Origin of the sequence: Streptomyces monticola, assembly GCF_042665355.1 — a bacterium.
Taxonomy (GTDB): Bacteria; Actinomycetota; Actinomycetes; order Streptomycetales; family Streptomycetaceae; genus Streptomyces; species Streptomyces monticola.
Genome location: NZ_JBHTCF010000008.1, coordinates 254,992 through 278,090 on the forward strand (window position 1 = coordinate 254,992; position 23,099 = coordinate 278,090).

Here is a 23,099-nt window from a genome sequence, read left to right on the forward strand (position 1 = left end):
GGCGATGAACCGCCTCCACCGCACGGGGGAGACGGCCTGCCCGTCAGGCCCCGTCGAGCCGCATGACGACCTCGGGGATCTCCTCGCCGCGGGCCTCCGCGTAGCCGCTCTCGCGTGCCGTGACCAGGAAGCCGCACTTCTCCAGGACCCTGATCGACCCGAAGTTGTCCGCAGCGGCGCGAGCGTACAGCGGGCGTTCCCGGACATCGGCGAGGAGTGCCCGCAGCGCACGTGTCGCGATGCCGCGGCCCCAGGACGGGCGGTCGATCCAGTACGTCACCTCGCGCTCGCCCGGCTCGCCGTACACCGCCGCGTGCCCCACCACGTCGCCGTCCGCGAGGACGGTGCGGACCTCGGTGTCCGCGGCGGTGCGGATACGGTCCCAGTGCCCCTGGAAGTGGTCCCAGTCCGCGGCCTTCGGTGAGGTGAACGCGGCCACGCGGGCGGCCTCGGGATCGTTCATCTGCCGGAAGAACACCGGCAGATCGCTGTCGTGCACTGCCCTCAGGGACACGGTCACTTTCAGAGCCTCCGGGTGGCGAGCGTCAGGCGGTCACGGGCGTCGAACAGCGCGTCCTTGATCATCTGCTCATGTCCCGGGGTCAGCCGGGCCACCGGCACCGAGCAGCTGATGGCGTCGCGCGCGGGGGTGCGGTACGGGATGGCCACGCCGAAGCAGCGCAGGCCGAGGGTGTTCTCCTCGCGGTCCACCGCGAAGCCCTGCTCGCGCACCTGGTGCAGTTCCTCGATGAGTTGCTCGCGGTCGGTGAGAGTGTGCTCGGTCAGCGGTGCGAGCGTCTCGGGCAGCATCTTGCGTACCTGCTCGTCGGTGTGCGTGGCGAGCAGTGCCTTGCCGAGCGAGGTGGAGTGGGCGGGGAGCCGGCGCCCGACGCGGGTGAAGGGCCGCAGATAGTGCTGGGACTGGCGGGTGGCCAGATAGACCACGTTCACGCCGTCGAGGCGGGCCAGGTGGATGGTCTCCGTGGTGTCGTCGGAGAGCCGGTCGAGGGTCGGGCGCGCGGCCGCGACCACTTCGTCACCGTCGATGTAGGAGGTGCCGACGAGCAGGGCGCGGACGCCGATGCCGTACCGCGTGCCTGTGGCGTCCGTCTCGACCCAGCCGAGCTCCACGAGCGTGCGGAGGAGCATGTAGAGACTGGACTTGGGGTAGCCGACGGCCTCCTGGACCGCCGCCAGGGAGTGCATTCCGGGCCGGCCTGCGAAATACTCGAGCAACTCCACGGTCCGCACAGCGGACTTGACCTGCGCCCCACCGCCGGTGTCGGCAGCCGACATCGCCCTTGACCCCTTCGTTCGCCTGCACATAGCCTCCGGGTTCACCATCGGAGACGGCGTTCACCATATCGAACGCCCCTGATCGTGGCAGCATGTCGGCGGCATCACATCCGGTCCCATGGTGGCCCATCTTCTGGTCTCATGGCGGCCTCGCACCTGGTCACACCTGACCTCATATCTGGTCACATCTGGAGGAACCGGCCGTGGCAGCACCCGTCCCCGCATCAGTCTGGAGTGTCGATCCCCGTACCGGGAAGCCGCGTGAGCAGGTTGCCGTCGAGGCCACGCCCGAGGAGATCGACCAGACCGTGCGCTCCGCCCACGCCGTGCGCACCGCCCTCGCCGACCGCACCCGCCGCGCGGCGTTCCTGCGCGCCGCCGCCGACCTCCTCGACGAGAGCGCCGGCCATGTGATCGAGGCCGCCGACGCCGAGACCGCCCTCGGCCCCGGCCGGCTCACCGGTGAACTCGCCCGCACCACCTACCAATTGCGGTCGTTCGCGGACATCGTGGACGAAGGTGCGTATCTCGATATCGTCATCAACCACGCCGACGCCGCCCAGACCCCGCCCTGGCCGGATCTGCGCCGCCTCAAGGTGCCGCTCGGTGTCGTCGCCGTATACGCGGCCTCCAACTTCCCGCTCGCCTTCTCCGTGCCCGGCGGCGACACGGCGAGCGCGCTGGCCGCGGGCTGCCCCGTGGTCGTCAAGGCACACCCCGACCACCCCGCCACCTCCGAACTCTGCGTCGACGCCCTGCATCGCGCCGCCGAGCGGGCCGGACTGCCGGGCGAGGTCGTGCAGTTGGTGCACGGCTTCGACGCGGGCGTGGAACTCGTACGGCATCCGCTGGTGACCGCCGCCGGGTTCACCGGTTCCGTACGCGGTGGCCGCGCGCTCTTCGACGCCGCCGCGGCCCGCCCGCACCCCATCCCCTTCCACGGCGAACTCGGCTCCCTCAACCCGGTGGTGGTCACCGAGGCCGCGGCCGTCGAGCGCGCCGAGCAGATCGGCGAGGGGCTCGCGGGTTCCATGACGCTCGGCGTCGGCCAGTTCTGCACCAAGCCGGGCCTCGTCCTCGCGCCCGCGGGGGCGAACGGCGACCGGCTGCTCAAGACCCTCACCCACGAGGTCAGCGAGGTCGAGGCGGGTGTGCTGCTCGACCACCGGATGCGGGACGCGTATGTCGCGGGCGTACGGGAGCGGGCCGGGCTGCCGGACGTGGAGGCCCCCGTGACGCCCGGCGCGGGCGGCGCGCACACCGTGGGCGCCGGCTTCCTCAGCGTGCCGGCCGCCCGGCTCGCCGCCGAAGGACCGCACGACCTGCTCCTGGAGGAGTGCTTCGGCCCGGTCACGGTCGTCGCCCGCTACACCGACGAGGCCGAGATCACTGCGGTGCTCTCCCGGCTGCCCGGCAACCTCACCGCGACTCTGCAGCTGTCCACGGCGGAGGCCGGCGACCCGGCGGGCCGCGGCGCCGAGCTGCTCGCCGTGCTCACCCCGCTCGCCGGGCGGGTGCTGGTCAACGGCTGGCCCACGGGCGTCGCCGTCGCCCCCGCACAGCAGCACGGCGGCCCCTACCCGGCCACCACCTCCACCTCCACATCGGTGGGCTCCACCGCCATCGAACGCTGGCTGCGCCCGGTCGCCTACCAGAGCACCCCCGCGGCCCTGCTGCCGGCCGAGCTCCACGACGCCAACCCGCTCGGGCTCCCGCGCCGCGTGGACGGCCGCATGGAGCCGGGCCCGACGGAACAGGCACCGACGGCACCGTGACCACGGGCGCCCGCGGTGGGACGAGGGCCGCGCTCGGCGGACGTGACCGGCCCGGCCGGCTGACGCCGGGAGCACGCCGCCGCGAAGGCCTCTGCGAGACTCGGCGCATGCTGATCATCAGGGATGCCGAAGAGCGGGACTGGGAGCGCATCTGGCCGTTCTGGCGGCAGATCGTCGAAGCCGGGGAGACCTACGCCTGGGACCGGGACACCCCGAAGGACGCGGCGCGGGCCCTGTGGATGGGGCCGGGCGCCCGGGTCTTCGCGGTGGCCGACGAGAGCGCTCCGGAGCACGTCCTTGCCTCGGCGTATGTGAAGCGGAACTACGGCGGTCCTGCGGCCCGCGTCGCCAACGCCGGATTCATGGTCGACCCCGCCCACGCCGGGCGCGGCATCGGGCGCCGGCTGGCCGAGCACGTCCTGGAGCAGGCCGCGAAGGACGGGTACGAGGCGATGGTCTTCAACGCCGTCGTCGAGACCAACCCCGCCCTCGCCCTGTGGAAGTCCCTCGGTTTCACCGTGATCGGGACGGTGCCCGAGGCGTTCGAGCACCCCACGCGGGGGCGGATCGGCCTGCACGTCATGCACCGGCGACTGTGAGCCGGGGGCGCGGGCGGGGGAATGCACGGCCCCCGACGTGACGTTCAGCGGGAACGGAGGTGGCCTCCGGACCGCTCGCGGTCACCGGCCCGAGCCGGCAGACCCGGGCTCGGCCGCAGAGGCCCGCCCCGCCCCGCCCCCAGGAGAGAAGGCACAAGAGAGATGCGCGTCGAGATCTGGAGCGACATCACCTGCCCGTGGTGCTACATCGGCAAGGCCCGCTTCGAGCAGGCCCTCGCGACCTTCGCCCACCGCGACCAGGTCGAGGTGGTGCACCGCTCGTTCGAGCTCGACCCCGGCCTGGCCAAGGGCGACACCGCTCCGGTCGTCGACATGCTGGCCGAGAAGTACGGCCGCACCAAGGACGAGGCACGGGCCATGGAGGAGCACGTGGCCGGCAACGCCCGCGCCGAAGGGCTCGCCTACCGCACCGAGGGCCGTGAGCACGGCAGCACCTTCGACATCCACCGCCTCCTGCACCTGGCCAGGGCCCGTGGCCGCCAGGCCGAGCTGCTCGCGCTCGCCTACCGCGCCAACTTCGCCGAGGAGCGCTCGGTCTTCGACCCCGAAGTGCTGGTCGCGCTCGCCGTCGAGGCGGGGCTCGACGAGGCCGAGGCGCGGACGGTGCTCGCGGACGACACGGCCTACGCCGATGACGTCCGTGAGGACGAGCGTGCGGCCGCCGAACTGGGCGCCACCGGCGTGCCCTTCTTCGTCCTCGACCGCCGCTACGGCGTCTCCGGCGGCCAGCCCGCCGAGGTCTTCACGCAGGCACTCGAACAGGCCTGGGGCGACCGTGCGCCGCTCACCTCCGTCGGCGTGGCCGGGGGAGAGGCCTGCGGGCCCGCGGGCTGCGACGTACCGCAGAAGTAGCCGCTCGCGCCGGCCGCCCGTACTCCCGCCCCCGCAGGTCAGCCGCCACGTATAAGCGACTCTTAGGGATTCCCCGGAAGAATTCGCAATGGACGGGGAGTTGGCGCGCACCGCACAGTAGAGCCATGGAGAGCCTGGGAGGTGCGGCCTTCGCGCCGCAGACGACGTATCTGAACACCGCGAGCACCGGCCTGATCCCGGCCGCCGCAGTGAGCGCCATGCAGGACGCGGTCACCGCCCTCGCGGCCGGCCGCGCCACGGATATGTTCGCCGACGTGGAGGCCGCGCGGGCCGGGTTCGCCCGGCTCGCACAGGTGCCCGCGGCACGGGTGGCGACCGGTAACTCCGTCGCCGTGTACGTCGGGATGATCGCCGCCTCGCTGCCCCAGGGCGCCGAAGTCCTGGTCGCCGAGGACGACTTCAGCTCGCTGGTGATGCCGTTCCACGTGCGCGCCGACCTCAAGGTGCGCACCGTGCCGCTCGAAGGGCTCGCGGAGGCGGTGCGGCCGGGGACCGCCCTCGTCGCGTTCAGCTCGGCGCAGTCCGCGGACGGCCGGCTGGCGGATCTCGCCGCGGTGCGGGCCGCCGCCCGCGCGCACGGCGCCCGTACGCTGGCCGACGCATCGCAGTCGGCGGGCTGGCTGCCCCTCGACGCCGGCGCGGACGACTACACCGTGGCGGTCGGCTTCAAGTGGCTGCTCTGCCCGCGCGGCGTCGCTTTCCTGGTCGTGCCCGAGGACCTCGGCGGCCTCACCCCGGTGTTCGCGGGCTGGGTGGCGGGCGAGCGCCCCTGGGACAGCTGCTACGGCCCGATCGAGGAACTCGCCCACTCCGCACGGCGGTTCGACGTCAGCCCCAGCCTCTTCGCGTATGTCGGCGCACGCCACGGCCTCGATCTGATCGAGGAGACCGGAGTCGAGGAGATCCACGCCCACGACACCGCGCTCGCCGCCCGCTTCCTGGCAGGACTGGCATCGCTCGGCCACGAGCCGGTCCCCGCGCCCGGCTCGGCGATCGTGTCCGTGCCCGGCCTCGGCGCCCGGCAGGCGGAGTTGAGCCGGGCCGGGATCGAGGTGTCCGACCGCGCGGGCAATCTGCGGGCCGCCTTCCACCTGTACAACTCGGCGGCGGACGTCGACCGGCTGCTCGACGCGCTCTCCGGCTGAACCCCGGCGCGCCGGGCTCCGGCCGACCGGACCCTGGCGCGCCGGGCTCCGGGACGCTAGGAAGGCACCACGAGGTGGTGGTGCCGGTGGAGCCGACCCCTGAAGTCCCGCTCTCCGACGGAGAGTTGCACCGACGGCTGGTGTACGGCGACGAGTCCGCGCTGACCGAGGCATACGACGCTTACGGTGGACTCGTCCGCGCCGTGGCGCTGCGCGTCACCCGCTCCCCGGCCGGAGCGGACGACGTGTCACAGGAGGTCTTCGCCCAGCTGTGGTCCCGGCCCTACGCCTTCGACGCCGCCCGCGGCACGCTGCGCACCTGGCTGTCCATGCTCGCCCACCGGCGGGCCGTGGACTGGGTGCGCGGCGAGGAGCGGCACCGCAAGGCGGTGCACGCGGACGAGGAGACGCTCTACGCCATCCCGGCCCAGGGGCCGGGGCCCGGCGAGCTGGTCATGGCCAGGGAGCGCGCGCTGCTGCTGCACTCCGCGCTCGCCGAACTCCCGCTGCCACAGCGGCAGGCGGTGCATCTCGCGTACTTCGGCGGCCGTACGTACCGGCAGGTCGCGGCGGAACTTGGCATTCCCGAAGGAACTGCCAAGACCCGACTGCGATCCGCCCTGCACCGACTGGCCGAACTCCTGGCAGAACCACCGGAGTCGGCCGTGGAGCAGGGGGCGTGATGCGTGGCCGGCGCCGGTACCGTGGGGCGAGTCACGACGAGGGAGGCCGGACATGAGTGCCGACCACGACGGCGTACGCGAACTCATCGGCGCCTGGGCCCTGGGTGCCGCCCCCGCCGCGGACGAGCCCCGCATTCTGGCCCATCTCGCCGAATGCCGCTCCTGCACGGCGGAGGCACGACGCCTGCGCGAGGTGGTGCACGCACTCGACGGCGCCCCGGACCACGGAGGGCACCCCCGGGCGGCCGGAGCCCCGGAAGGCGCGCAGGCCGACGGGTCCGCGCCCGCCGGTGAGACCGTGCATGCCCCTGAGCCCGCTCCCGCCGGTGAGACCGCGCACGCCGATGAGCCCGGTCCCGCCCGGCGCGCTCCGCTCCTCGCCGCCGCCCTGCGCACCCGCCGTGTCACCCGGGTCGCCGCGCACGCCGCCCCCTACGCGGCTGCGGTGAGCGGACTCGAGGCGTTGCTGCGGGAGGTGGCCTCGGGCGCAGGGGAGGAGGCCGGGGACGACGACCGCGGTAGGCGCGGCGGGGACATCTGGCGTACGCCCGTCGTGCACGACTGGGACGTGCACGCCACGCTCGCCCATCTGATCGCCGCCGACGAACCGCTCGCCCGCCACCTGGGCCTGCCGACGTCGGCCCGGCCCGCGGCGACTGCGGACACCGAGATCCTGGCCGGCCGGGGGTGGCGGGAGGCCTGGGCGCGACGGAGCGCCGAAGTGATCGCGTACGAGCACCGCCACGCACCCGGCGACACCCTCGCCCGCTGGCGGCGCCAGACCGGGGCGCTGCTCGCCGCGCCCGCCGCGCACGACCCGGAACTCGCCGCCCGGGCCACCACACTGCTCGGGGCCCGGCTCCCCGTCGCCGACCACTATCTGGTGCGGGCCTTCGAGACCTGGGTGCACACCGATGACATCGGCCGCGCGCTCGGCAGGTCCGTGCCACCGCCGCCCGACCCGCTCCTGTGGCAGCTGGTGCGGCTCGCGGTGCGCATCCTCGGCCTGGCGCTCGGCAGCGGCGCGCCACCGGTGCTGCTCACCGTGGCGGGTGCGGGCGACGAGACGGAGTGGGTGCTCGGCTCGGAGGCGGACCCGGTGGCCGCCGAACTCGTCCTGGACCCGGTCGACTTCTGTCTGCTCGTCGGCGGCCGGCAGGACCCGGCGCAGGTGCCGCGCGGCCTGGCCGGCGACCCGGGTGTGGCCCGCGGCGTCCTCGACCGGGCGGCGGCACTGGCCTGGCTGTGAGCCGTGGCGGTGAGCCGTGAACTGTGAGTCGTGACCTGCGACCTGTGAGCCGACCTACGCCACGGCGGGTGGCGGGCCGCCTGCCGTGGCTCAACGACCGCCCCGCACAAGACAGTTGGCCCGGCTCCCGCACGGGGAACCGGGCCGACCGTCACATCACTGGGTCACCGCAGGAGCTCACCGTACCGGGGTGAAGTCCCGCGCGCCGATGTAGTCCGGGCGCCGCACGGGCGCCGCGAAGGGATCCTGAGCAGTGTTTTCCACGCTGTTGAACACGAAGAAGACATTGCTCCGCGGGAACGGTGTGATGTTGTCACCGCTGCCGTGCATGGTGTTGCAGTCGAACAGGACGGCCGAGCCGGCCTTGCCGACCCACTGGGCGATCCCGTGCTCGTCCGAGAGCTGGCTCAGCGCCTCGTCGGACGGGATGCCCGCGTCCTGCATCTGCAGGGACCGCTTGTAGTTGTCCTTCGGAGTGGCTCCCTCGCAGCCGAGGAACGTCTTGTGCGAACCCGGCATGAGAAGAAGGCTGCCGTTGTACGCGTAGTTCTCGGTGAGGGCGATGGACACGGACACGGTCCGCATGTTCGCGAGCCCGTCCTCCGCGTGCCACGTCTCGAAGTCGGAGTGCCAGTAGAAGCCGGTGGCGCCGAAGCCGGGCTTCACATTGATCCGGGACTGATGGATGTAGACGTCGGAACCCAGGATCTGCCGGGCCCGGCCTACGACGCGCGGGTCGGCCGCCAGTTTGGCGAAGACCTCGCTGATCTTGTGCACCTCGAAGATGGAACGGATCTCCTGCGAGCGGGACTCGACGATGGAACGCTCGTCGGCGCGCATCGTGGGGTCCTGGGTCAGGCGCTCCAACTCCGCCTGGTAGATGCCCACTTCGTCCCCGGAGACCAGCTCGTCGACCTGGATGAAGCCGTCCCTGTCGAACGCCGACAGCTCCGCGGCCGCGAACGGCCCCTGCGTACCCGGCTCGGACCACACAACGGGGTCCTGGCGCTTGGTGAGCACCTCGGCGGCGCCTCGGGTCGGGTACAGGTCTGCGGTGCGTTCGGGTGCGGTGGTCATGGTGTTGCCTGCCTCTCCTCTCGTACGGCCCTGTTCGGGATGTACCCGGCCGCCGTCGCCTCCCGCCCCCGAGGCGGGGTGCGGCGGCGGCCGGGAGTCAAGTGGGGCTCACGCCCCAGGCATTGTGGGGGGTGCTCAGCCCTCGTCCGGCTCCGTGAGCAGCGGGTACACGCCGTTCTCGTCGTGGTCCTCGCGCCCGGTGACGGGCGGGTTGAAGACACAGAGACAACGGAAGTCCTGCTTGATCCGCATCGTGTGCTTCTCATGCCCGTCGAGCAGGTACATCACGCCCGGCGTGATGGTGTACTTCTCGCCGGTCGTGTCGTCGGTCAGCTCCGCCTCGCCCTCGACGCAGACGACGGCCTCGATGTGGTTCGCGTACCACATCGACGTCGTCGTACCCGCGTACAGGATGGTCTCGTGCAGCGAGAAGCCGACGCGCTCCTTGGCGAGCACGATCCGCTTGCTCTCCCACGTGCCGGAGGCGGACTTGACGTGCCGGTCGGTGCCTTCAATGTCCTTGAACGAACGGACGATCACGGTGAGTTGGTTCCTTTTCTCTTACGTTGCGGAGTGCGGGGTGGCGGCGCCGCTCAGGCGGTCTCGCGCACCGCGCGGGCGAGGGTGCGCAGGCCCTCGTCGAGCTCGTCCGGCGTGATGGTGAGCGCCGGCAGGAGCTTGACGACCTCGCTCTCGGGACCGGAGGTCTCGATCAGCAGGCCGAGCTCGAAGGCGCGCTTGGCGACCTTGCCCGCCCGGTCCTTGTCGTGGAACTCCAGGCCCCAGACCAGGCCGCGGCCGCGGTACTCCTTGGTGGCCTCGGGGTGCTCCGCACGGATCGCGGACAGCGCCTGCTCGACCTGCTCGCCGCGGGCCAGGGTCTGCTTCTCCATCTGGCCGTCGGCCCAGTAGGCGTCGAGCGCGGCGGCCGCGGTGACGAACGCCGGGTTGTTGCCGCGGAATGTGCCGTTGTGCTCGCCCGGCTCCCAGATGTCCAGCTCCGGCTTGAACAGGGTGAGCGCGAAGGGCAGTCCGTAGCCGCTGATGGACTTGGACACGGTGACGATGTCCGGCACGATGCCCGCCTCCTCGAAGGAGAAGAACCCGCCGGTGCGGCCGCAGCCCATCTGGATGTCGTCGACGATCAGGAGCATGTCCCAGCGCTTGCAGACATCGGCGAGCTGGCGCAGCCACTCGGCGCGCGCGACATTGATGCCGCCCTCGCCCTGGACCGTCTCGACGATCACGGCGGCCGGGGTGTTCAGACCGGAGCCGGAGTCCTCCAGGAGACGCTCGAACCAGATGAAGTCCGGGGTCTGGCCGTCGAGGTAGTTGTCGAACGGCATCGGGGTGCCGTGCACCAGCGGGATACCGGCGCCGGCCCGCTTGAAGGCGTTGCCGGTCACGGCGAGCGAGCCGAGCGACATGCCGTGGAAGGCGTTGGTGAAGGACACGATCGACTCGCGGCCCTTGACCTTGCGCGCCAGCTTCAGCGCGGACTCGACGGCGTTGGTGCCCGTCGGGCCCGGGAACATGACCTTGTAGGGCAGGTCACGCGGCCGCAGGATGGTGTTCTGGAAGGACTCCAGGAAGGCGCGCTTGGCCGTGGTCGACATGTCCAGGCCGTGCGTGACGCCGTCGCGCTCGATGTAGTCGATCAGGGCGCGTTTGAGGACCGGGTTGTTGTGCCCGTAGTTGAGCGATCCGGCTCCGGCGAAGAAGTCGAGGTACTCGTGGCCGTCCTCGTCGTACATGCGGCTGCCCTGCGCGCGGTCGAAGACCGTCGGCCATCCGCGGCAGTAGCTGCGCACCTCCGACTCCAGGGTCTCGAAGACGCTCAGGTCCGGCTGGGTGATGGTCACAGCGAATCTCCTCCTGGGAGATGAAGGCGTGGGGGGTCCGATGGAAGGTCTGGGACAGGGAACTCTGGGTCGGGCGCAGGCTCAGAAAGACAGGGGGCCGATGCGGTAGAGCACCTCCGGGTCATGGCCGCCGTCGCCGTCGGGGAACTGCTCCGTGTGGAACAGCACCTCACGCTCGACGGGTACGCCATGGCGCTCGGCGTACGAGAGGAACAGGCGCTCGGACGGGGTGTTGCCCGGCGTGATCGTGGTCTCGACCGTGCGCAGTCCGTGCGCTCCGGCTATGCGGGCCGTCAGGCCGTCCAGCATCGCGGCGGCGAGTCCACGGCCGCGCTGGCTCTCGTCGACGGCGACCTGCCACACCAGGAGGGTGTGCGGGCGCTCGGGTCTGATGTAGCCGGTGATGAAGCCCACCGGGTCTCCCTGCGCGTCGCGCGCCACCACGGACGTGCCGGCGAAGTCACGGCACCACAGCAGATAGCTGTACGAGGAGTTGAGGTCGAGGGTCTTCGAGTCGCGGGCAATCCGCCAGAGCGCGGCTCCGTCTGTCACCTCCGGGGTGTCGAGCCGCAAGTCCCCCGGCATTTCACGAAAAGCGGTACGGGCACTTGCAAGGTCTGCTTGTGCGGCTGTCATGCGGATTGAATTTACCCACCCAAAATTGAAATTGCATCGTGGGAAGGGGTTACCTGAGAGCGCTCTTTGTGTTATCACGCGGGCGTGCGCGCTCGCGCTGTCCTCGGCGCTATGTCCGGGTTCGTCAGGGAATTACGGGTCAAAGCGGACCTCATGTGGCGTCGGTCACAAGCTCGTAACTCCTGCGAGATGTGCCCGAATTACGTCGGTTCGTGTTCGCAAAATCTTTGCGTTTAGGTCGAGGGAAACGGGGCAGAAGAATACGGGAAGCTGCGCTGGAAATGCGGCTTCCCGTATTCATTAAAACAGTGTCAATTTATGAAGCCGAGGCAACGGAAAAGGGCGCAACTGCCGTCTGTGCGGTCACATTCGTCACTGTGGGCACGCCAGTTGTCACGGCTGTGGCCGTCAGGCCCAGGCGGCGGTGACCGCGCGCCGGGCCGCCTCCAGGTCCACCTGGATCCCCGCCTCGCCCAGAGCCGCCCCGAGCGCCGCGAGGCTCGCGTGCACGACGCCGCGCGTGGCGTCCGGGCCGTAGTGGTTGACCCGGATCATCTCCTTGGCCAGGGCGCCGCCACCGGCCACCAGCGGCAGTACCGGATCGGCGGCGAGCGCCCGCGCCACGATGCCGGCCGCGTCCACCCCGGCCGGGGTGCGCAGCGTGGTGGCCACGGGCGCCGCGTCAGCCGCCGCGTACACATACGGCTCCAGGCCCCCGCCCAGCGCCACGGCGCCGGCCCGGGTGGCCGCGGCGGCGGTGGCGTGCCGCGCCATCACCGCGTCGAGGCCCTCGCTCTCGATCCGCTCGACGCACGCCTCCAGGGCGAGCATCTCCAGCTGCGCGGGTGCGTGCAGGAGCGCCTTGCGGCCGCCGTCGATCCAGCGCTCCTTCCAGTCGAGGAGCGACAGGTACGAGCGCCGCGGCGCCTGCGGATTGGCGGCGAACCGCTGCCAGGCCCGCTCGGACACCGACACCGCCGAGACACCCGCGGGCCCGCCCATCGCCTTCTGCGCGCCGATCACGCACAGGTCCACGCCCCACGCGTCGGGCAGCAGCGGCTCGGCGGCCACCGAGGCGACCGCGTCCAGCATGAACAGGGCGCCGTGCTCGCGCACCACCGCACCGATCTCCGCCACCGGGTTGGTGTTGCCGGTCGCTGCCTCGGCATGCACGAGCGAGACGAAGTCGATCTCCGGGTGCTCGGCAAGCGCGATGCCCACCTGCTCGGCCGTGACCGCCGTGTGGAAGGGCACGGCCAGATCCACGACGTGCGCGCCGCAGTCCCGCAGCCAGTTGCCGAAGGTCTGCCCGTACGGGCCCGTGACCACGTTCAGGGCGGTGGAACCGGGCCGCGCCCCGGAGCGGATGCAGGCCTCGAGCGGAAGGAGCGCCTCGCCCTGCATGATCACGACGTCCTGTTCGGTGCGCAGCAGTCTGGCCACCCGCCGCTCGATCTCGGCGAAGTGCGCGGCGCTCAGAGGGGGCAGGTCGAGGAACGGGTGCGTCACGGCGGAGCTGCTCTCTTGTCGTGCGACGTGCCAACCGGTTGTCGTGTCCCGGCTGTCGTGTCTTGTTGTGTTCGGGGCGTCGCTTCGAGCGTACCGAGTGCGTTCTACGCTGCCGTACATGAGCGATCACGCGGTGCTGAGGGTGAAGGGGCGGGTGCTCGTCGGGCCCGATGACGTACGGGACGAGCTGTGGGTCGTCGGCGGCAGGGTCAGCCACACAGCGCCGCCCACCGCCCGTGACGTGCGCACCGTCGAGGGCTGGGCGCTGCCGGGCCTGGTCGACGCGCACTGCCACGTCGGGCTCGACACCCACGGCCCGGTTCCCGCCGACGTCGCCGAGAAGCAGGCCCTCACCGACCGGGACGCGGGCACCCTGCTGATCCGTGACGCGGGCTCGCCCTCCGACACCCGCTGGATCGACGACCGCGAGGACCTGCCGAAGATCATCCGGGCCGGCCGGCACATCGCCCGCACCAAGCGCTATATCCGCAACTACGCCCACGAGATCGAGCCGTCCGACCTGGTGGCCCAGGTCGGCCGTGAGGCCCGGCGCGGCGACGGCTGGGTGAAGCTGGTCGGCGACTGGCTCGACCGCGGCACCGGCGATCTGTCGGCCTGCTGGCCGCGCGGCGAGGTCGAGGCGGCCATCGCGGAGGCGCACCGCCTCGGCGCGCGCGTCACCGCCCACTGCTTCGCGGAGGAGTCCCTGCGCGACCTCGTCGAGGCGGGCATCGACTGCATCGAGCACGCGACGGGGCTTACGCAGGACACCATCCCGCTGTTCGCCGAGCGAGGCGTCGCCATCGTGCCGACCCTGGTGAACATCGCGACCTTCCCCAAGCTCGCGGAGAGCGGCGAGCGCAAGTTCCCGATCTGGGCCGACCACATGCGGCGCCTGTACGAGCGGCGCTACGACACCGTGGGCGCCGCCCACGACGCCGGTATCCCGGTCTTCGTCGGCACCGACGCCGGCGGCTCCCTCGCCCACGGTCTCGCGGCCGCCGAGGTCGCCGAGCTCACGAAGGCCGGCATCCCGCCGTTGCAGGCGCTCTCGGCGGCGACCTGGGGCGCCCGTGAGTGGCTCGGCCGTCCCGGCCTGCGCGAGGGTGCCCCCGCCGACCTGGTGGTCTACGAGTCCGACCCGCGCGCCGACGTACGTGTCCTCGCGGCGCCCCGGTGCGTCGTCCTGAACGGGCGCGTGATCGCGTGACCACGGTGGTGCTCACCCGGGACAGCGTGGCGGCGGGCGACGACGCGACGGCGCCGCACGAGGAACTCCGTTCGTACCCGGGGGAGTCGACGCTGTCCGCGGTGCTGGCGTCGGTGCTCGCCGGGTACTACCTGCCCACGGTGGCCGGTGGGCGGAGCACGTGGGTGCTGCGGTCCGGCTCCTCGGCCCTGGCCGTGGTCTCGCAGGAGTGGCCCGCGCCCCGGTATGCCGCATCGGAGGGGCATCGGCTTGAGGGGGACCGGGTGCGGCTGCACTTCTCGTACGAGGGTCAGCGGGATCCGGAGGAGGTGTGGGCGGAAGCCGGCCCGTCCGGGGGCACCTCCCGGCCGAAGGCTGGGGGAGGTTGAGGACGAGCCCGAAGGGCGACTGAGGGGCCGTGACGGGGCGTGGCGGGGCGGAGGAACATCACGCCGCGGCGCCGAACCCGCCGCCTTCCCCCAGCACCGGCACCACCTCCGACACCCCGAGCTCCACCGCCACCGCGACATCCTCCGCGAAGCCGCCCGCCGCCAACTCCCGCCCCGACGCGCAGTCGTGGACGGCCGCCGCGACATCGGACGTCGAGGCGTACGCCCCGGCGGCCGCCGAAGCCTCGGGTGAGCACGCCCCGGCGCCCACGGCGGAGATCACCGCTCCGGCACCCAGCAGGTCCTCAAGGGCCGGACGCAGCGCCCCCTCGGGCCATCGCTCGCCGGCGGCGATCACCGCCACGGGCCGGTCCTGCGTGCCGAATCCCGCTCCGGCCAGCCACCGCCCCACCGCCTCCGCGTTGCGCAGGCTCGCCGCCACCACCACCGAGCCCGGCGCGGCCGCCGCGGCGATGGCGGAGCCGTTGGGTGACGGCAGCACCAGCCGGGGTGCGAAGGGCGCACGGCGCAGGGCCGCGGGGGAGAGGGACCAGGGCGCGGCCGGTCCCGACGCCCGCCGCCCCACGGCGAGTTCGGCATCCCGCTCCGCGGCGAACGAGGCCGCCGACGCGTCCCGCCACGCGTAGGGGAACACCCGTGTACCCGCCTCCACCGCCACCTCGACCGCCGTCGTGAAGGACAGCACGTCGACCACCACCAGACAGGCGCACTCCGGTGCGAGCCGCTCCGCCCCGGCGGGCCCCCAGTCGAACCGCACCCCGTGCCCCTGCTGCAGCGCCCAGTCAGCCATGGCACGGATCATGCCGCACCGGGCCGCGCAAGGCCGCAAGTTGACGCAGCGTGACGTCGTACCGCACCCGCTCGTTCAACACGATTCGCGCCCCGCCGGAACTCCGGGGGCGTGGGGGAACAGCTGGGAACGTCCGTGCCGTGAGATTCGAATACGGGGGCGGAAACCCCACGTTGGAGTGAAGTAACCCGGTGCAGCCGCCGATTCACTCTCAGTGCGTAAAGATTCCGGAGTCGAGGTCGTCGGCGCCGCACAACTGTCCCCGTGCACAGGCGCCGTCGGCCGCTGTCCCAGTTGACTCCGGACGGGGCGGCCTTCGGGCTGCCCCGGACGCTTCCCGTGGGGGTTCCACCACCGTGATCAGCAACACCTTCCGCACGCCCGCGCCGCACCTTCGGCGCCTCGCCGCCACCGCGGCCGCCACGGCCCTGGCCGCGGCGCCCGTGGCCCTCGCCGGGCCCGCCCACGCCACGGGCGGCGACGGCGGCAGCGGCGGCAAGTCGAGTGCGGTCGTCCTCCGTGCGGGACTCGACGTCTCGCTGCTCAACAAGACCGTGAACGTCCCGGTCAAGGCCGCGCTGAACGAGGTGCAGGCCCCGGCGAGCGCCGAGAAGACCGCGCTCACCGTCGATGTCGAAGGCATCGACCAGGGGCGGCCGTTCAGCATGGTGCACGCCGATGTGGCCTCCGCGAAGGCGACCGCCGACCGGCACAAGGCCGAGGGCGCCACCCATCTCGCCCGCGCCCAGGTCCATGCGCCGGGCCTGCCCGCGCTACCGCTGCTCGAACTGGAGAAGGTGACCTCCAAGGCGTCCTGCGTCGCGGGTGAGCGGCCGGTCGCCGAGTCGAACGTCCTCGGCGCCGTGACCGTGCTCGGCAAGCGCGTCACGCTCTCCTCGGGCGGCACGACCCGCGTCGAGGTGCCCGGCGTGGGCGAGGTCCGCCTCGACCTGTCGAAGACCCACACCACTTCGCGTACCGCCGCCGCGTCCGCGCTCGAACTCAAGGTCTCCCTCAACCCGTTGAAGCTGAACGTCGCCGAGGTCGAAGGCCTCGTGACCCTCGCGGGCGCCACCTGCGAGGCACCGTCCGCACCCGAGAAGGAGCAGCCGAAGCCGGAGCGCCCTGACGAGCCCGGCGAGCCGGAGGAGGGCGGCAAGAAGGACGTGCGGCCCCAGACGGGCGCCGCGCCGCAGCAGAACCTGGCGGAGACCGGCGGCAACTCCACGACGCCGTACGTCGCGGGCGGCGCGGTCGTGCTCCTCGCCGCGGGCGGCGGCGCCCTGTTCCTGGCCCGCAGCCGCCACAAGGCCTGACGGTCCGTGCGCGGTGCGGCCGCCGTGCGCGACAAGGCCTGACCGCCCCTGACGTGAGGGGGAGGCGGAGCGAGTCCCTCTTCCCTGCGCCGCCTCCCTCTCGCACCCCGAAGTCCAGGACGCGCCCCCTCGGCCTCAACGGGGCGCCAGCACCAGCGCCTTGTCCAGGGCCTGCAGAAACCGGCCCGTCGTCGCCCGGTCGCGCACCGCGAGCCGCAGCCAGCGGTCGTCGAGCCCCGGGAACGTATCGCCGCGGCGCACCGCGAAGCCCAGGGTGCGCAGCCGTTCCCGCACCCCGGCGGCGCCGTCGAGGCGGATCAGGACGAACGGCCCCGCGGCCGGCGCCACCGCCGTCACCTCCTCGAACTCCGCGAGCCCGGCGAGGAGATGAGCCCGGTCGGCCGCGACCTGACCGGCCACCGCCTCCGCCTCCGCGAGGGCACGCGGCGTCATGCACGCCTGCGCGGCGGCCAGCGCCGGTGTCGACACCGGCCACAGCGGCTGCGCCCGCTCAAGCTCCCGTACCGTCTCCGGCGCGGCCAGGACGTATCCGATGCGCAGCCCCGCAAGACCCCACGTCTTGGTGAGGCTGCGCAGGACCACGAGCCCCGGCACATCCCTGCGCCCGGCCAGGGCCTCGCGCTCACCCGGCACCGCGTCCATGAACGCCTCGTCCACGACGAGGACCCGCCCGGGGCGGGCCAGTTCGGCGACGAGCGCGGCCGGGTGCAGCACGGACGTGGGATTGGTGGGGTTGCCGATCACCACCAGGTCCGCGTCGTCGGGCACCGCCGCAGGGTCCAGGCGGAAGCCGTCCTCAGCCCGCAGCAGCACCCGGCCCACCTCGTGCCCGGCGTCCCGCAGCGCCGCCTCCGGCTCGGTGAACTGCGGATGCACGACGACGGGGCGGCGCACCCGCAGCGCCCGCGCGAGCAGCACGAACGCCTCCGCCGCACCCGCCGTGAGCAGCACCCGCTCAGGCTCCACACCGTGCCGCCGCGCCACCGCCGCCCGTGCCGCCCGCCCGTCCGGGTAGGCGGCGAGGGACGTCAGGGACGCGGCGATCTGCTCGCGCAGCCACGAAGGGGGCGTGTCCGCCCGGACGTTGACCGCGAGATCCGTCAGGGCGCCGCTGCCGTCGCGGACCTCCGCGTCACCGTGATGGCGCAGATCATGGCCGTCGGAGGCGTGCCCGTGGCCGGGTCCGTGCCCGTCGACGGTGCCCTCGTGCCCGTATCCGCCGACGGCGCTCCCGCGGCCGTCAGTGGGCGTGGGCATGGCCGCCGTGGTGGTGATGCCCGTGGCCGTGCCCGTGGTGGTGACCGTCGTCGTCCGGGTGGAAGTGCGGCTGCTGCGGCAGACCCACCTTGTCCTCGAAGCCGGGCAGCGCGATCCGGTACACGCACGAGTCGCAGTTCATCCGCAGATCGCCCTCCACGGCCTCCCGGTAGCGCTCCATCACCAGGTCGAGCAGCTCCGGCTCGGGGCCGATCACATCCGCCGAGCGCACCTCGATCCCGGGGTGCGCGGCCGCCCAGCCGTCGGTCTGGTGCCGCACCCGGTCCGGCAGGATCCCGGTGAACAGGAAGTACGGCAGCACCACGATCCGCTTCGCGCCGAGCTTCACGCACCGGTCGAGGCCGCTCGGCACATCCGGCGCCGCGAGCGAGACGAACGCCGTCTCCACGCCCGCGTAACCCCGGCCCTCCCACAGCAGCCGGGCCGCCTTGTGCACCTCGGCATTGGCGTCCGGGTCGGTCGAACCCCGGCCCACCAGGAGGACCGTGATGTCCGCGCGGTCCTCGGGGGAGCGGACCGAGTCGCCGAGCGCCTCGTCGAGCCGTCGCTCCAGGACCTTCAGGAGCGCCGGGTGCGGACCGAGCGGACGGCCGTAGGTGTACGACACCGAGGGGTGCCGCTCCTTCTCACGGGCCAGGGCGGCCGGGATGTCGCCCTTGGCGTGCCCGGCGGAGACCAGCATCAGGGGCACGGCGGCGAACCGTTTCACCCCCCGCTCCACGAGCTCGGTCACGGCCTCGCCGAGCGGGGGCGGCGACAGCTCGATGAAGCCGCCGGCCACGGGCAGTTCGGGGTTGCGGCGGCCCAGCTCGCGCACGAAGTCCCGGAACGCCTCGGCGCCCGCCTCATCCCGGGTGCCATGGCCGGCGATGAGCAGGGCCGGCTTGGCGGCCTGAGGGGTGGTCACACGATCTCCTCGGAAGTGGGGTGGTACAGAAGGGCGTTGAGCGCGGCCGCGGCGACCGCGCTGCCGCCCTTCTCGGAAACATTGCTGACGGCGGGCAGCCCGCTCTCGCGCAGCGCCGCCTTCGACTCGGCCGCGCCGACGAAGCCGACGGGAAGCCCGATCACGAGCGCGGGCGCGGCGTCCAGGGTGAGCAGCTCCTCCAGTGCGGTGGGAGCGCAGCCGATCACCCAGAGGGCGCCGGGCCCGACCTGCTCGTACGCGAGCCGTATCGCGTGTGCCGAACGGGTAAGGCCCGGACCGGACTCGGCGTCCTTCAGGCGGCACACGGTGTCGCGCCGGGTGATGCCCGCCGCGACCATCTCGACGTCCACGACGACGGGCGCGCCCGCGTGCAGCGCCGCGTGGGCCGCGGTGAGCGCGTCCTCGTCGGTGACGAGGTCGTCGGCGTACTCCAGGTCGGCGGCCGAGTGGATGACCCGCTCGACGACGGCCCGGGTGAGCGCCGGGAAGCGGGAGGTGTCCAGGCGGGCCCTGAGCCGGCGGAAGGACTCCTCCTCGATGGGATGGACGACACGGTTCACTTGCCCTGCCCTCCGTCTGCCGGGCTCTGCCAGCGGTAGCCGCGCGGCGTCACCATACGGCCCGCGATCTCCCGTGTCGCCGTGTTGCCCACGGTGACGACGGTCATCATGTCGACGGTCGCCGGGTCGAGCGCGGCGAGCGTCGTAAGGCGTGAACTCTCGTCCGCCCGCGAGGCGTTGCGCACGACACCCACCGGTGTGTGCGCCGCACGGTGCCCGGCGAGGATGCCGAGGGCCTTCGGCAGCTGCCAGTCACGTCCGCGCGAACGCGGGTTGTAGAAGGTGACCACGAGATCCGACTCGGCCGCGGCCCGCACCCGGCGCTCGATCACCTCCCACGGCGTATGCAGGTCGGAGAGGCTGATCGACACATGGTCGTGGCCGAGCGGCGCGCCCAGGATCGCCCCGGCGGCGAGCGCCGCGGTCACCCCGGGCACGCCCACCACGTCGATGTCGGCGCCCGCCTCGGCGAGCGCGGGCGAGGCCATCGCGTAGACCCCGGCGTCGCCGCTGCCGATGAGGGCCACGGCCTGCCCCTTGCGGGCCTCGTCGACGGCGGTACGCGCCCGCTCCTCCTCGGCGCCGAGGCCCGACTCCAGGATCCGGGTGCCCGGCCGGAGCAGGTCGCGGATCTGGTCGACGTACTGGTCGAGCCCGACGAGTACGGAGGCGCGGCGCAGCTCGTCGCGTGCCCGGGGCGTCACCAGATCCCGCGCGCCGGGGCCGAGCCCGACCACGGCGAGCCGTCCGCGCGCCGGGCGCCGCACCACCGCGCAGGTCGCCATCGCCGCCCGCCCCTCGGGCGCCGACTTCCGCTTGGGCACGAGCAGTTCACCGCCGCGCACCAGCGCCGCGGCCTCGGCGACGGAGGGGGTGCCGACCGCGTCGAGCGGGGCGTCCGAAGGGTTGGGCACGGTGACAGCGGCCAGTTCATCGGCGGCGTAGGTCACCAGCGGCACCCCGAACGCCTCGGCGGCCGCGACGATCCCCGGCTCATCGGCCTTGGCGTCGACGGTGGCCAGCTCGGCGACCGAGAGGGCGGAAAGCCCGGCGTCGCGCAGCGCCTCGCGGACGAGTCCGGTGACCTCCTCGGCCGGGGCGTCCTTGCTCGCGCCCACACCGACGACGAGCGACGGGGGCCGCAGGACGACCTCGCCCGCGCCGGGCTCGACGGCACGGTCACTGACCCGGATCACGCCCCCGCGGCCCTCCTGCGACGCCTCCTGCGGCGCGCCGGTGCGGCCACCGTCCGCCGACCGGACGTGGCCCGGCCGCACATGGTCCGGCAGCGCGGGCAGCGGCCACGCCAACTCGGCTTCCAGAGCGACCGGTTCACCGTCGAGCACCGCGCGGGACACCCCCGCCACATCGCCCTCGACGGGAAAGCCGAGGGTGTCGAGGCCCGGCACGGACACCGCGTCGGTGGCGGTGGTCACCACGGCCTCGGCCCCGAGCACCTCGGCGACCTCACGGGCCAGGGCATTGGCGCCGCCCCCGTGCCCGCCCACCAGGGCGACCGCGTACCGCGACGCCTCGTCGACGCACACCACACCCGGGTCCGACTCCTTGTCGCCGAGCAGCGGCGCGAGCAGCCGCACCGTCGCACCGGCGGCGAGGAAGCACACCACCCCCGAGCACTCCCCGAACGCCCGCCGCACGGCGTCCGCCACGGGCCCTTCGTACACACGGGCCCGAGCGGGCCAGGCCTCGGCGAGCCGTGCGCTCGCGCGAGCTCCGGCCGCCGTGGCGGATACCAGGCCGATCACTGAACTGCTCCTTCACGCTGGGGAGTCGTGGGGCGACGGTCGCCCCACAACAGGAAGACGGGATTGTTCGCGGCGAGCCGGGAGACATCGCCCGGCAGCGGCGCGAGCCGCGAGGACTGCAGCAGTACGCCGTCGACGTCGTACCCCGCGTCGGCGAGCGCGGACCGCACCGCCGGCACCCGGTCGAGCGCCGCCAGGGCGACCACCACGGTGCGCCGGGTCCGGCGGGCGCAGATCTTCACGATGCCGGGCAGATCGCCGCCACCGCCGCCGACGAACACCGCGTCCGGGTCGGCGAGATGGGACAGAACGGTCGGCGCGGCCCCGTGCACGGGCCGTACGTCGACACCGTGCGCGGCCGCGTTGGCGCGGATCCGGTCGATGCCGTCGGAGGTCTTCTCGATCGCGACGACCGCCGCCCCGAACCTGGCGCACTCCACGGCCATCGAACCGGACCCGGCGCCCACGTCCCACACCAGATCGCCCAGGCGCGGCCCCATCCGCGACAGCGCAAGGGCGCGCACCTCGAACTTGGTGATCATCGAGTCGCGGTGGCCGAACTCGCTCTCGTCCAGGGCCCACCGGCCAGGCCCCGGCTGCGCCCCGGCCACGGTACGCACGGGCGCCACGGAGCGCGCCTCGTCCAGGCAGAGCACCACGCTGACCGCGTCGCCCCAGTCGTCACGGGCCGCGGCCTCGGCGGCGGAGACCCACTCGACCCGCTCGTGCTCGGGGTCGCCGAGCGCGGCGGCGACGACGAGCGTTCGGTTCGCGGCGCGGTGCACGAGCTCGGCCCCGATCTCGGCGGGACCCGCGCCGGGGCCGGTGAGGACCGCGGCCTTGGGGTGGGCCCGGCACACGTTCACGGCCGTCCGCAGATCACGCCCGTGCGCGCTGACCACGACCGCGTCGTCCCAGGGAAGCCCGGCACGGGCGAACGCCATGGCCACCGACGAAACCCCGGGCCGTACGTCGAGCGTGGCAGGGCCGAAGCGCTCAGCGAGCGCCCGCACGATCCCGAAGAACCCCGGGTCGCCGGAGGCAAGGACCACGACCGGGCCGCGCCCTGCCTCACGGTGCTTCTCGACGGTGTCCAGGGCGGGCGCGAGCGCCCCGAGCACCACCTGCTCGACGCCCGCGCGGAACTCCCCGAACCGCTCCCTCGCGGCGTTCAGGTGCCGCTGCCCGCCGACCACGAGCGTGGCCCCGGCGAGCGCGGCCTCAGCGGCGGGATCGAGGGGCGCCCCCGTCCCCGTACCGATGACACTGATCTTCACGGCTTGGCCTCCGCGCCCTGCGAGACCCGCTGCGACCTGAGGGCCCGGCGGGCCTCCGGGTCGGCCTTGCGGAAGCCGTGGAAGTGCCCCGGGTGGTACAGGTGCGAGCGCGTGCCGGTGGCGTCGAGGGCCGGGCCGACCAGGAAGAGCGTGTGCTTCCAGAGCTTGTGCTCCTTGACGGTCTCCTCCAGGGTGCCGACGGTGCAGCGCACGATCAGCTCCTCCGGCCAGGTCGCCTGGTAGGCGACCACGACGGGCGTCGACGTCGGATAGCCGCCCTCCAGGAGCTCCCGCACCAGTTGTCCCGAGCGGGCCGCCGACAGGAACAGCGCCATCGTCGTGCCGTGCTTGGCGAACTCCCGTACCTCCTCGCCGGGCGGCATCGGCGTCTTGCCGCCGCCGAGCCGGGTCAGGATCACGGACTGGGCGACCTCGGGAATGGTCAGCTCGCGCTGCGCGAGCGCCGCGACCGCGGAGAACGCGGACACGCCCGGCACGATCTCCACCTCGATCCCGAGCGCACCGCAGCGGTCGACCTGCTCCTGCGTGCCGCCCCAGAGGGCCGGGTCGCCGGAGTGGATACGGGCGACCTTCAGGCCCTGCGCGTGGGCGCGTTCGTACACGGCCACGACGTCTTCGAGCGACATGGTGGCCGAGTCGAGGATCTCGGCGTCCGCTCGCGCGTGCTCCAGGACCTCCGCCTGCACCAGGCTGGCCGCCCAGATCACGACATCGGCGTCCGCGATGGCGCGTGCGGCGCGGAAGGTCAGGAGATCGGCGGCGCCGGGCCCGGCGCCGACGAAGGTCACCTTGCCGGTCGTGGCTTCGGCCATGGGATG

At 73.0% G+C, this 23,099-nt stretch carries 23 protein-coding genes; 9 read left to right on the top strand and 14 right to left on the bottom strand.

The window, feature by feature from the left end; translation table 11 throughout:
• Positions 1 to 43: 43 nt before the first annotated feature.
• On the bottom strand, positions 44 to 520 hold the full coding sequence (locus ACFQVC_RS20770; RefSeq protein ID WP_381832121.1) for a GNAT family N-acetyltransferase: 477 nt from the start codon (positions 518 to 520) through the stop codon (positions 44 to 46).
• A 2-nt stretch (positions 521 to 522) separates the two neighbouring features.
• Positions 523 to 1,296 (bottom strand): IclR family transcriptional regulator, encoded by a 774-nt coding sequence (locus tag ACFQVC_RS20775; protein ID WP_381832124.1) that lies wholly within the window; start codon positions 1,294 to 1,296, stop codon positions 523 to 525.
• Between the two features lie 203 nt (positions 1,297 to 1,499).
• On the opposite strand from ACFQVC_RS20775, the gene ACFQVC_RS20780 reads away from it, so the two are divergent.
• The 6 genes from ACFQVC_RS20780 to ACFQVC_RS20805 all read left to right on the top strand — a co-directional run bounded on the left by ACFQVC_RS20780 (position 1,500) and on the right by ACFQVC_RS20805 (position 7,641).
• Positions 1,500 to 3,071, top strand: coding sequence for an aldehyde dehydrogenase (NADP(+)) (locus tag ACFQVC_RS20780; RefSeq protein ID WP_381832127.1), 1,572 nt, complete (start codon positions 1,500 to 1,502; stop codon positions 3,069 to 3,071).
• Positions 3,072 to 3,181: 110 nt separating this feature from the next.
• Positions 3,182 to 3,670, top strand: a complete 489-nt coding sequence (locus tag ACFQVC_RS20785; protein WP_381832404.1) for a GNAT family N-acetyltransferase — start codon at positions 3,182 to 3,184, stop codon at positions 3,668 to 3,670.
• Between the two features lie 162 nt (positions 3,671 to 3,832).
• Positions 3,833 to 4,543 carry a DsbA family oxidoreductase gene (locus ACFQVC_RS20790; RefSeq protein WP_381832130.1) on the top strand — a complete coding sequence of 237 codons (711 nt, stop codon included), beginning with the start codon at positions 3,833 to 3,835 and terminating at the stop codon, positions 4,541 to 4,543.
• A 125-nt stretch (positions 4,544 to 4,668) separates the two neighbouring features.
• A complete protein-coding gene (locus ACFQVC_RS20795) occupies positions 4,669 to 5,709 on the top strand; it encodes an aminotransferase class V-fold PLP-dependent enzyme (protein ID WP_381832132.1) in 1,041 nt (346 codons plus the stop codon).
• A 74-nt stretch (positions 5,710 to 5,783) separates the two neighbouring features.
• Positions 5,784 to 6,392 carry an RNA polymerase sigma factor gene (locus tag ACFQVC_RS20800; protein WP_381832134.1) on the top strand — a complete coding sequence of 203 codons (609 nt, stop codon included), beginning with the start codon at positions 5,784 to 5,786 and terminating at the stop codon, positions 6,390 to 6,392.
• Between the two features lie 52 nt (positions 6,393 to 6,444).
• Complete coding sequence (locus ACFQVC_RS20805) at positions 6,445 to 7,641, top strand: maleylpyruvate isomerase family mycothiol-dependent enzyme (RefSeq protein ID WP_381832136.1); 1,197 nt, start codon at positions 6,445 to 6,447, stop codon at positions 7,639 to 7,641.
• 177 nt (positions 7,642 to 7,818) lie between these two features.
• Here ACFQVC_RS20805 and thpD read toward each other — a convergent pair whose 3' ends face one another.
• The 5 genes from thpD to ACFQVC_RS20830 form a co-directional block, all read right to left on the bottom strand.
• Positions 7,819 to 8,718 carry an ectoine hydroxylase gene (thpD, locus tag ACFQVC_RS20810; protein ID WP_381832139.1) on the bottom strand — a complete coding sequence of 300 codons (900 nt, stop codon included), beginning with the start codon at positions 8,716 to 8,718 and terminating at the stop codon, positions 7,819 to 7,821.
• Between the two features lie 135 nt (positions 8,719 to 8,853).
• A complete protein-coding gene (locus ACFQVC_RS20815; RefSeq protein ID WP_381832142.1) occupies positions 8,854 to 9,258 on the bottom strand; it encodes an ectoine synthase in 405 nt (134 codons plus the stop codon).
• A 53-nt stretch (positions 9,259 to 9,311) separates the two neighbouring features.
• A complete protein-coding gene (gene ectB / locus ACFQVC_RS20820) occupies positions 9,312 to 10,580 on the bottom strand; it encodes a diaminobutyrate--2-oxoglutarate transaminase (protein WP_381832144.1) in 1,269 nt (422 codons plus the stop codon).
• 81 nt (positions 10,581 to 10,661) lie between these two features.
• Positions 10,662 to 11,216: a diaminobutyrate acetyltransferase gene (gene ectA / locus ACFQVC_RS20825; RefSeq protein ID WP_381832147.1), complete on the bottom strand. Its 555-nt coding sequence runs from the start codon at positions 11,214 to 11,216 to the stop codon at positions 10,662 to 10,664.
• Positions 11,217 to 11,624: 408 nt separating this feature from the next.
• Positions 11,625 to 12,725 carry a pyridoxal-phosphate-dependent aminotransferase family protein gene (locus tag ACFQVC_RS20830; protein WP_381832149.1) on the bottom strand — a complete coding sequence of 367 codons (1,101 nt, stop codon included), beginning with the start codon at positions 12,723 to 12,725 and terminating at the stop codon, positions 11,625 to 11,627.
• 118 nt (positions 12,726 to 12,843) lie between these two features.
• Between ACFQVC_RS20830 and ACFQVC_RS20835 the strand changes: the two genes are divergently transcribed.
• Positions 12,844 to 13,935: an amidohydrolase family protein gene (locus ACFQVC_RS20835; protein WP_381832152.1), complete on the top strand. Its 1,092-nt coding sequence runs from the start codon at positions 12,844 to 12,846 to the stop codon at positions 13,933 to 13,935.
• Entirely contained in the window at positions 13,932 to 14,303 is a 372-nt protein-coding gene (locus ACFQVC_RS20840; RefSeq protein ID WP_381832153.1) for a hypothetical protein, read from the top strand. Before ACFQVC_RS20835 ends, ACFQVC_RS20840 begins: the two co-directional genes overlap by 4 nt.
• A gap of 58 nt (positions 14,304 to 14,361) precedes the next feature.
• On the opposite strand, the gene ACFQVC_RS20845 is transcribed toward ACFQVC_RS20840, so the two are convergent.
• Positions 14,362 to 15,114 carry a 2-phosphosulfolactate phosphatase gene (locus ACFQVC_RS20845; RefSeq protein ID WP_381832155.1) on the bottom strand — a complete coding sequence of 251 codons (753 nt, stop codon included), beginning with the start codon at positions 15,112 to 15,114 and terminating at the stop codon, positions 14,362 to 14,364.
• 356 nt (positions 15,115 to 15,470) lie between these two features.
• Here ACFQVC_RS20845 and ACFQVC_RS20850 point away from each other — a divergent pair, with 356 nt between their 5' ends.
• On the top strand, positions 15,471 to 16,430 hold the full coding sequence (locus ACFQVC_RS20850) for an SCO1860 family LAETG-anchored protein (protein ID WP_381832157.1): 960 nt from the start codon (positions 15,471 to 15,473) through the stop codon (positions 16,428 to 16,430).
• Between the two features lie 135 nt (positions 16,431 to 16,565).
• Here the strand turns inward: ACFQVC_RS20850 and cobC are convergent, their stop codons facing one another.
• From cobC to cobM, 6 genes are read right to left on the bottom strand one after another with little or no spacing between them, the layout of a single operon-like run.
• The gene (gene cobC / locus ACFQVC_RS20855) at positions 16,566 to 17,708 is read right to left on the bottom strand and encodes an Rv2231c family pyridoxal phosphate-dependent protein CobC (RefSeq protein ID WP_381832159.1); all 1,143 of its coding nucleotides are present in this window, start codon (positions 17,706 to 17,708) and stop codon (positions 16,566 to 16,568) included.
• Complete coding sequence (locus tag ACFQVC_RS20860) at positions 17,692 to 18,636, bottom strand: sirohydrochlorin chelatase (RefSeq protein WP_381832160.1); 945 nt, start codon at positions 18,634 to 18,636, stop codon at positions 17,692 to 17,694. Before ACFQVC_RS20860 ends, cobC begins: the two co-directional genes overlap by 17 nt.
• Entirely contained in the window at positions 18,633 to 19,217 is a 585-nt protein-coding gene (locus tag ACFQVC_RS20865) for a precorrin-8X methylmutase (protein WP_381832162.1), read from the bottom strand. The genes ACFQVC_RS20860 and ACFQVC_RS20865 overlap by 4 nt, the downstream gene beginning before the upstream one ends.
• Positions 19,214 to 20,983, bottom strand: coding sequence for a precorrin-3B C(17)-methyltransferase (gene cobJ / locus ACFQVC_RS20870; RefSeq protein ID WP_381832165.1), 1,770 nt, complete (start codon positions 20,981 to 20,983; stop codon positions 19,214 to 19,216). The genes ACFQVC_RS20865 and cobJ overlap by 4 nt, the downstream gene beginning before the upstream one ends.
• Positions 20,980 to 22,260 carry a precorrin-6y C5,15-methyltransferase (decarboxylating) subunit CbiE gene (gene cbiE / locus ACFQVC_RS20875; RefSeq protein WP_381832167.1) on the bottom strand — a complete coding sequence of 427 codons (1,281 nt, stop codon included), beginning with the start codon at positions 22,258 to 22,260 and terminating at the stop codon, positions 20,980 to 20,982. Before cbiE ends, cobJ begins: the two co-directional genes overlap by 4 nt.
• A complete protein-coding gene (cobM, locus tag ACFQVC_RS20880) occupies positions 22,257 to 23,093 on the bottom strand; it encodes a precorrin-4 C(11)-methyltransferase (protein ID WP_381832169.1) in 837 nt (278 codons plus the stop codon). Before cobM ends, cbiE begins: the two co-directional genes overlap by 4 nt.
• Between the last annotated feature and the right edge of the window lie 6 nt (positions 23,094 to 23,099).

Excerpts from the sequence above, each read along its gene's own strand:
- ACFQVC_RS20795 (WP_381832132.1), top strand. The coding sequence starts at position 4,669 with ATGGAGAGCCTGGGAGGTGCGGCCTTCGCGCCGCAGACGACGTATCTG.
- thpD (WP_381832139.1), bottom strand. The coding sequence starts at position 8,718 with ATGACCACCGCACCCGAACGCACCGCAGACCTGTACCCGACCCGAGGC.
- ectA (WP_381832147.1), bottom strand. The coding sequence starts at position 11,216 with ATGACAGCCGCACAAGCAGACCTTGCAAGTGCCCGTACCGCTTTTCGT.
- cobC (WP_381832159.1), bottom strand. The coding sequence starts at position 17,708 with ATGCCCACGCCCACTGACGGCCGCGGGAGCGCCGTCGGCGGATACGGG.
- ACFQVC_RS20790 (WP_381832130.1), top strand. The coding sequence starts at position 3,833 with ATGCGCGTCGAGATCTGGAGCGACATCACCTGCCCGTGGTGCTACATC.
- ACFQVC_RS20835 (WP_381832152.1), top strand. The coding sequence starts at position 12,844 with ATGAGCGATCACGCGGTGCTGAGGGTGAAGGGGCGGGTGCTCGTCGGG.
- ACFQVC_RS20805 (WP_381832136.1), top strand. The coding sequence starts at position 6,445 with ATGAGTGCCGACCACGACGGCGTACGCGAACTCATCGGCGCCTGGGCC.
- cobM (WP_381832169.1), bottom strand. The coding sequence starts at position 23,093 with ATGGCCGAAGCCACGACCGGCAAGGTGACCTTCGTCGGCGCCGGGCCC.
- ACFQVC_RS20775 (WP_381832124.1), bottom strand. The coding sequence starts at position 1,296 with ATGTCGGCTGCCGACACCGGCGGTGGGGCGCAGGTCAAGTCCGCTGTG.
- ACFQVC_RS20845 (WP_381832155.1), bottom strand. The coding sequence starts at position 15,114 with ATGGCTGACTGGGCGCTGCAGCAGGGGCACGGGGTGCGGTTCGACTGG.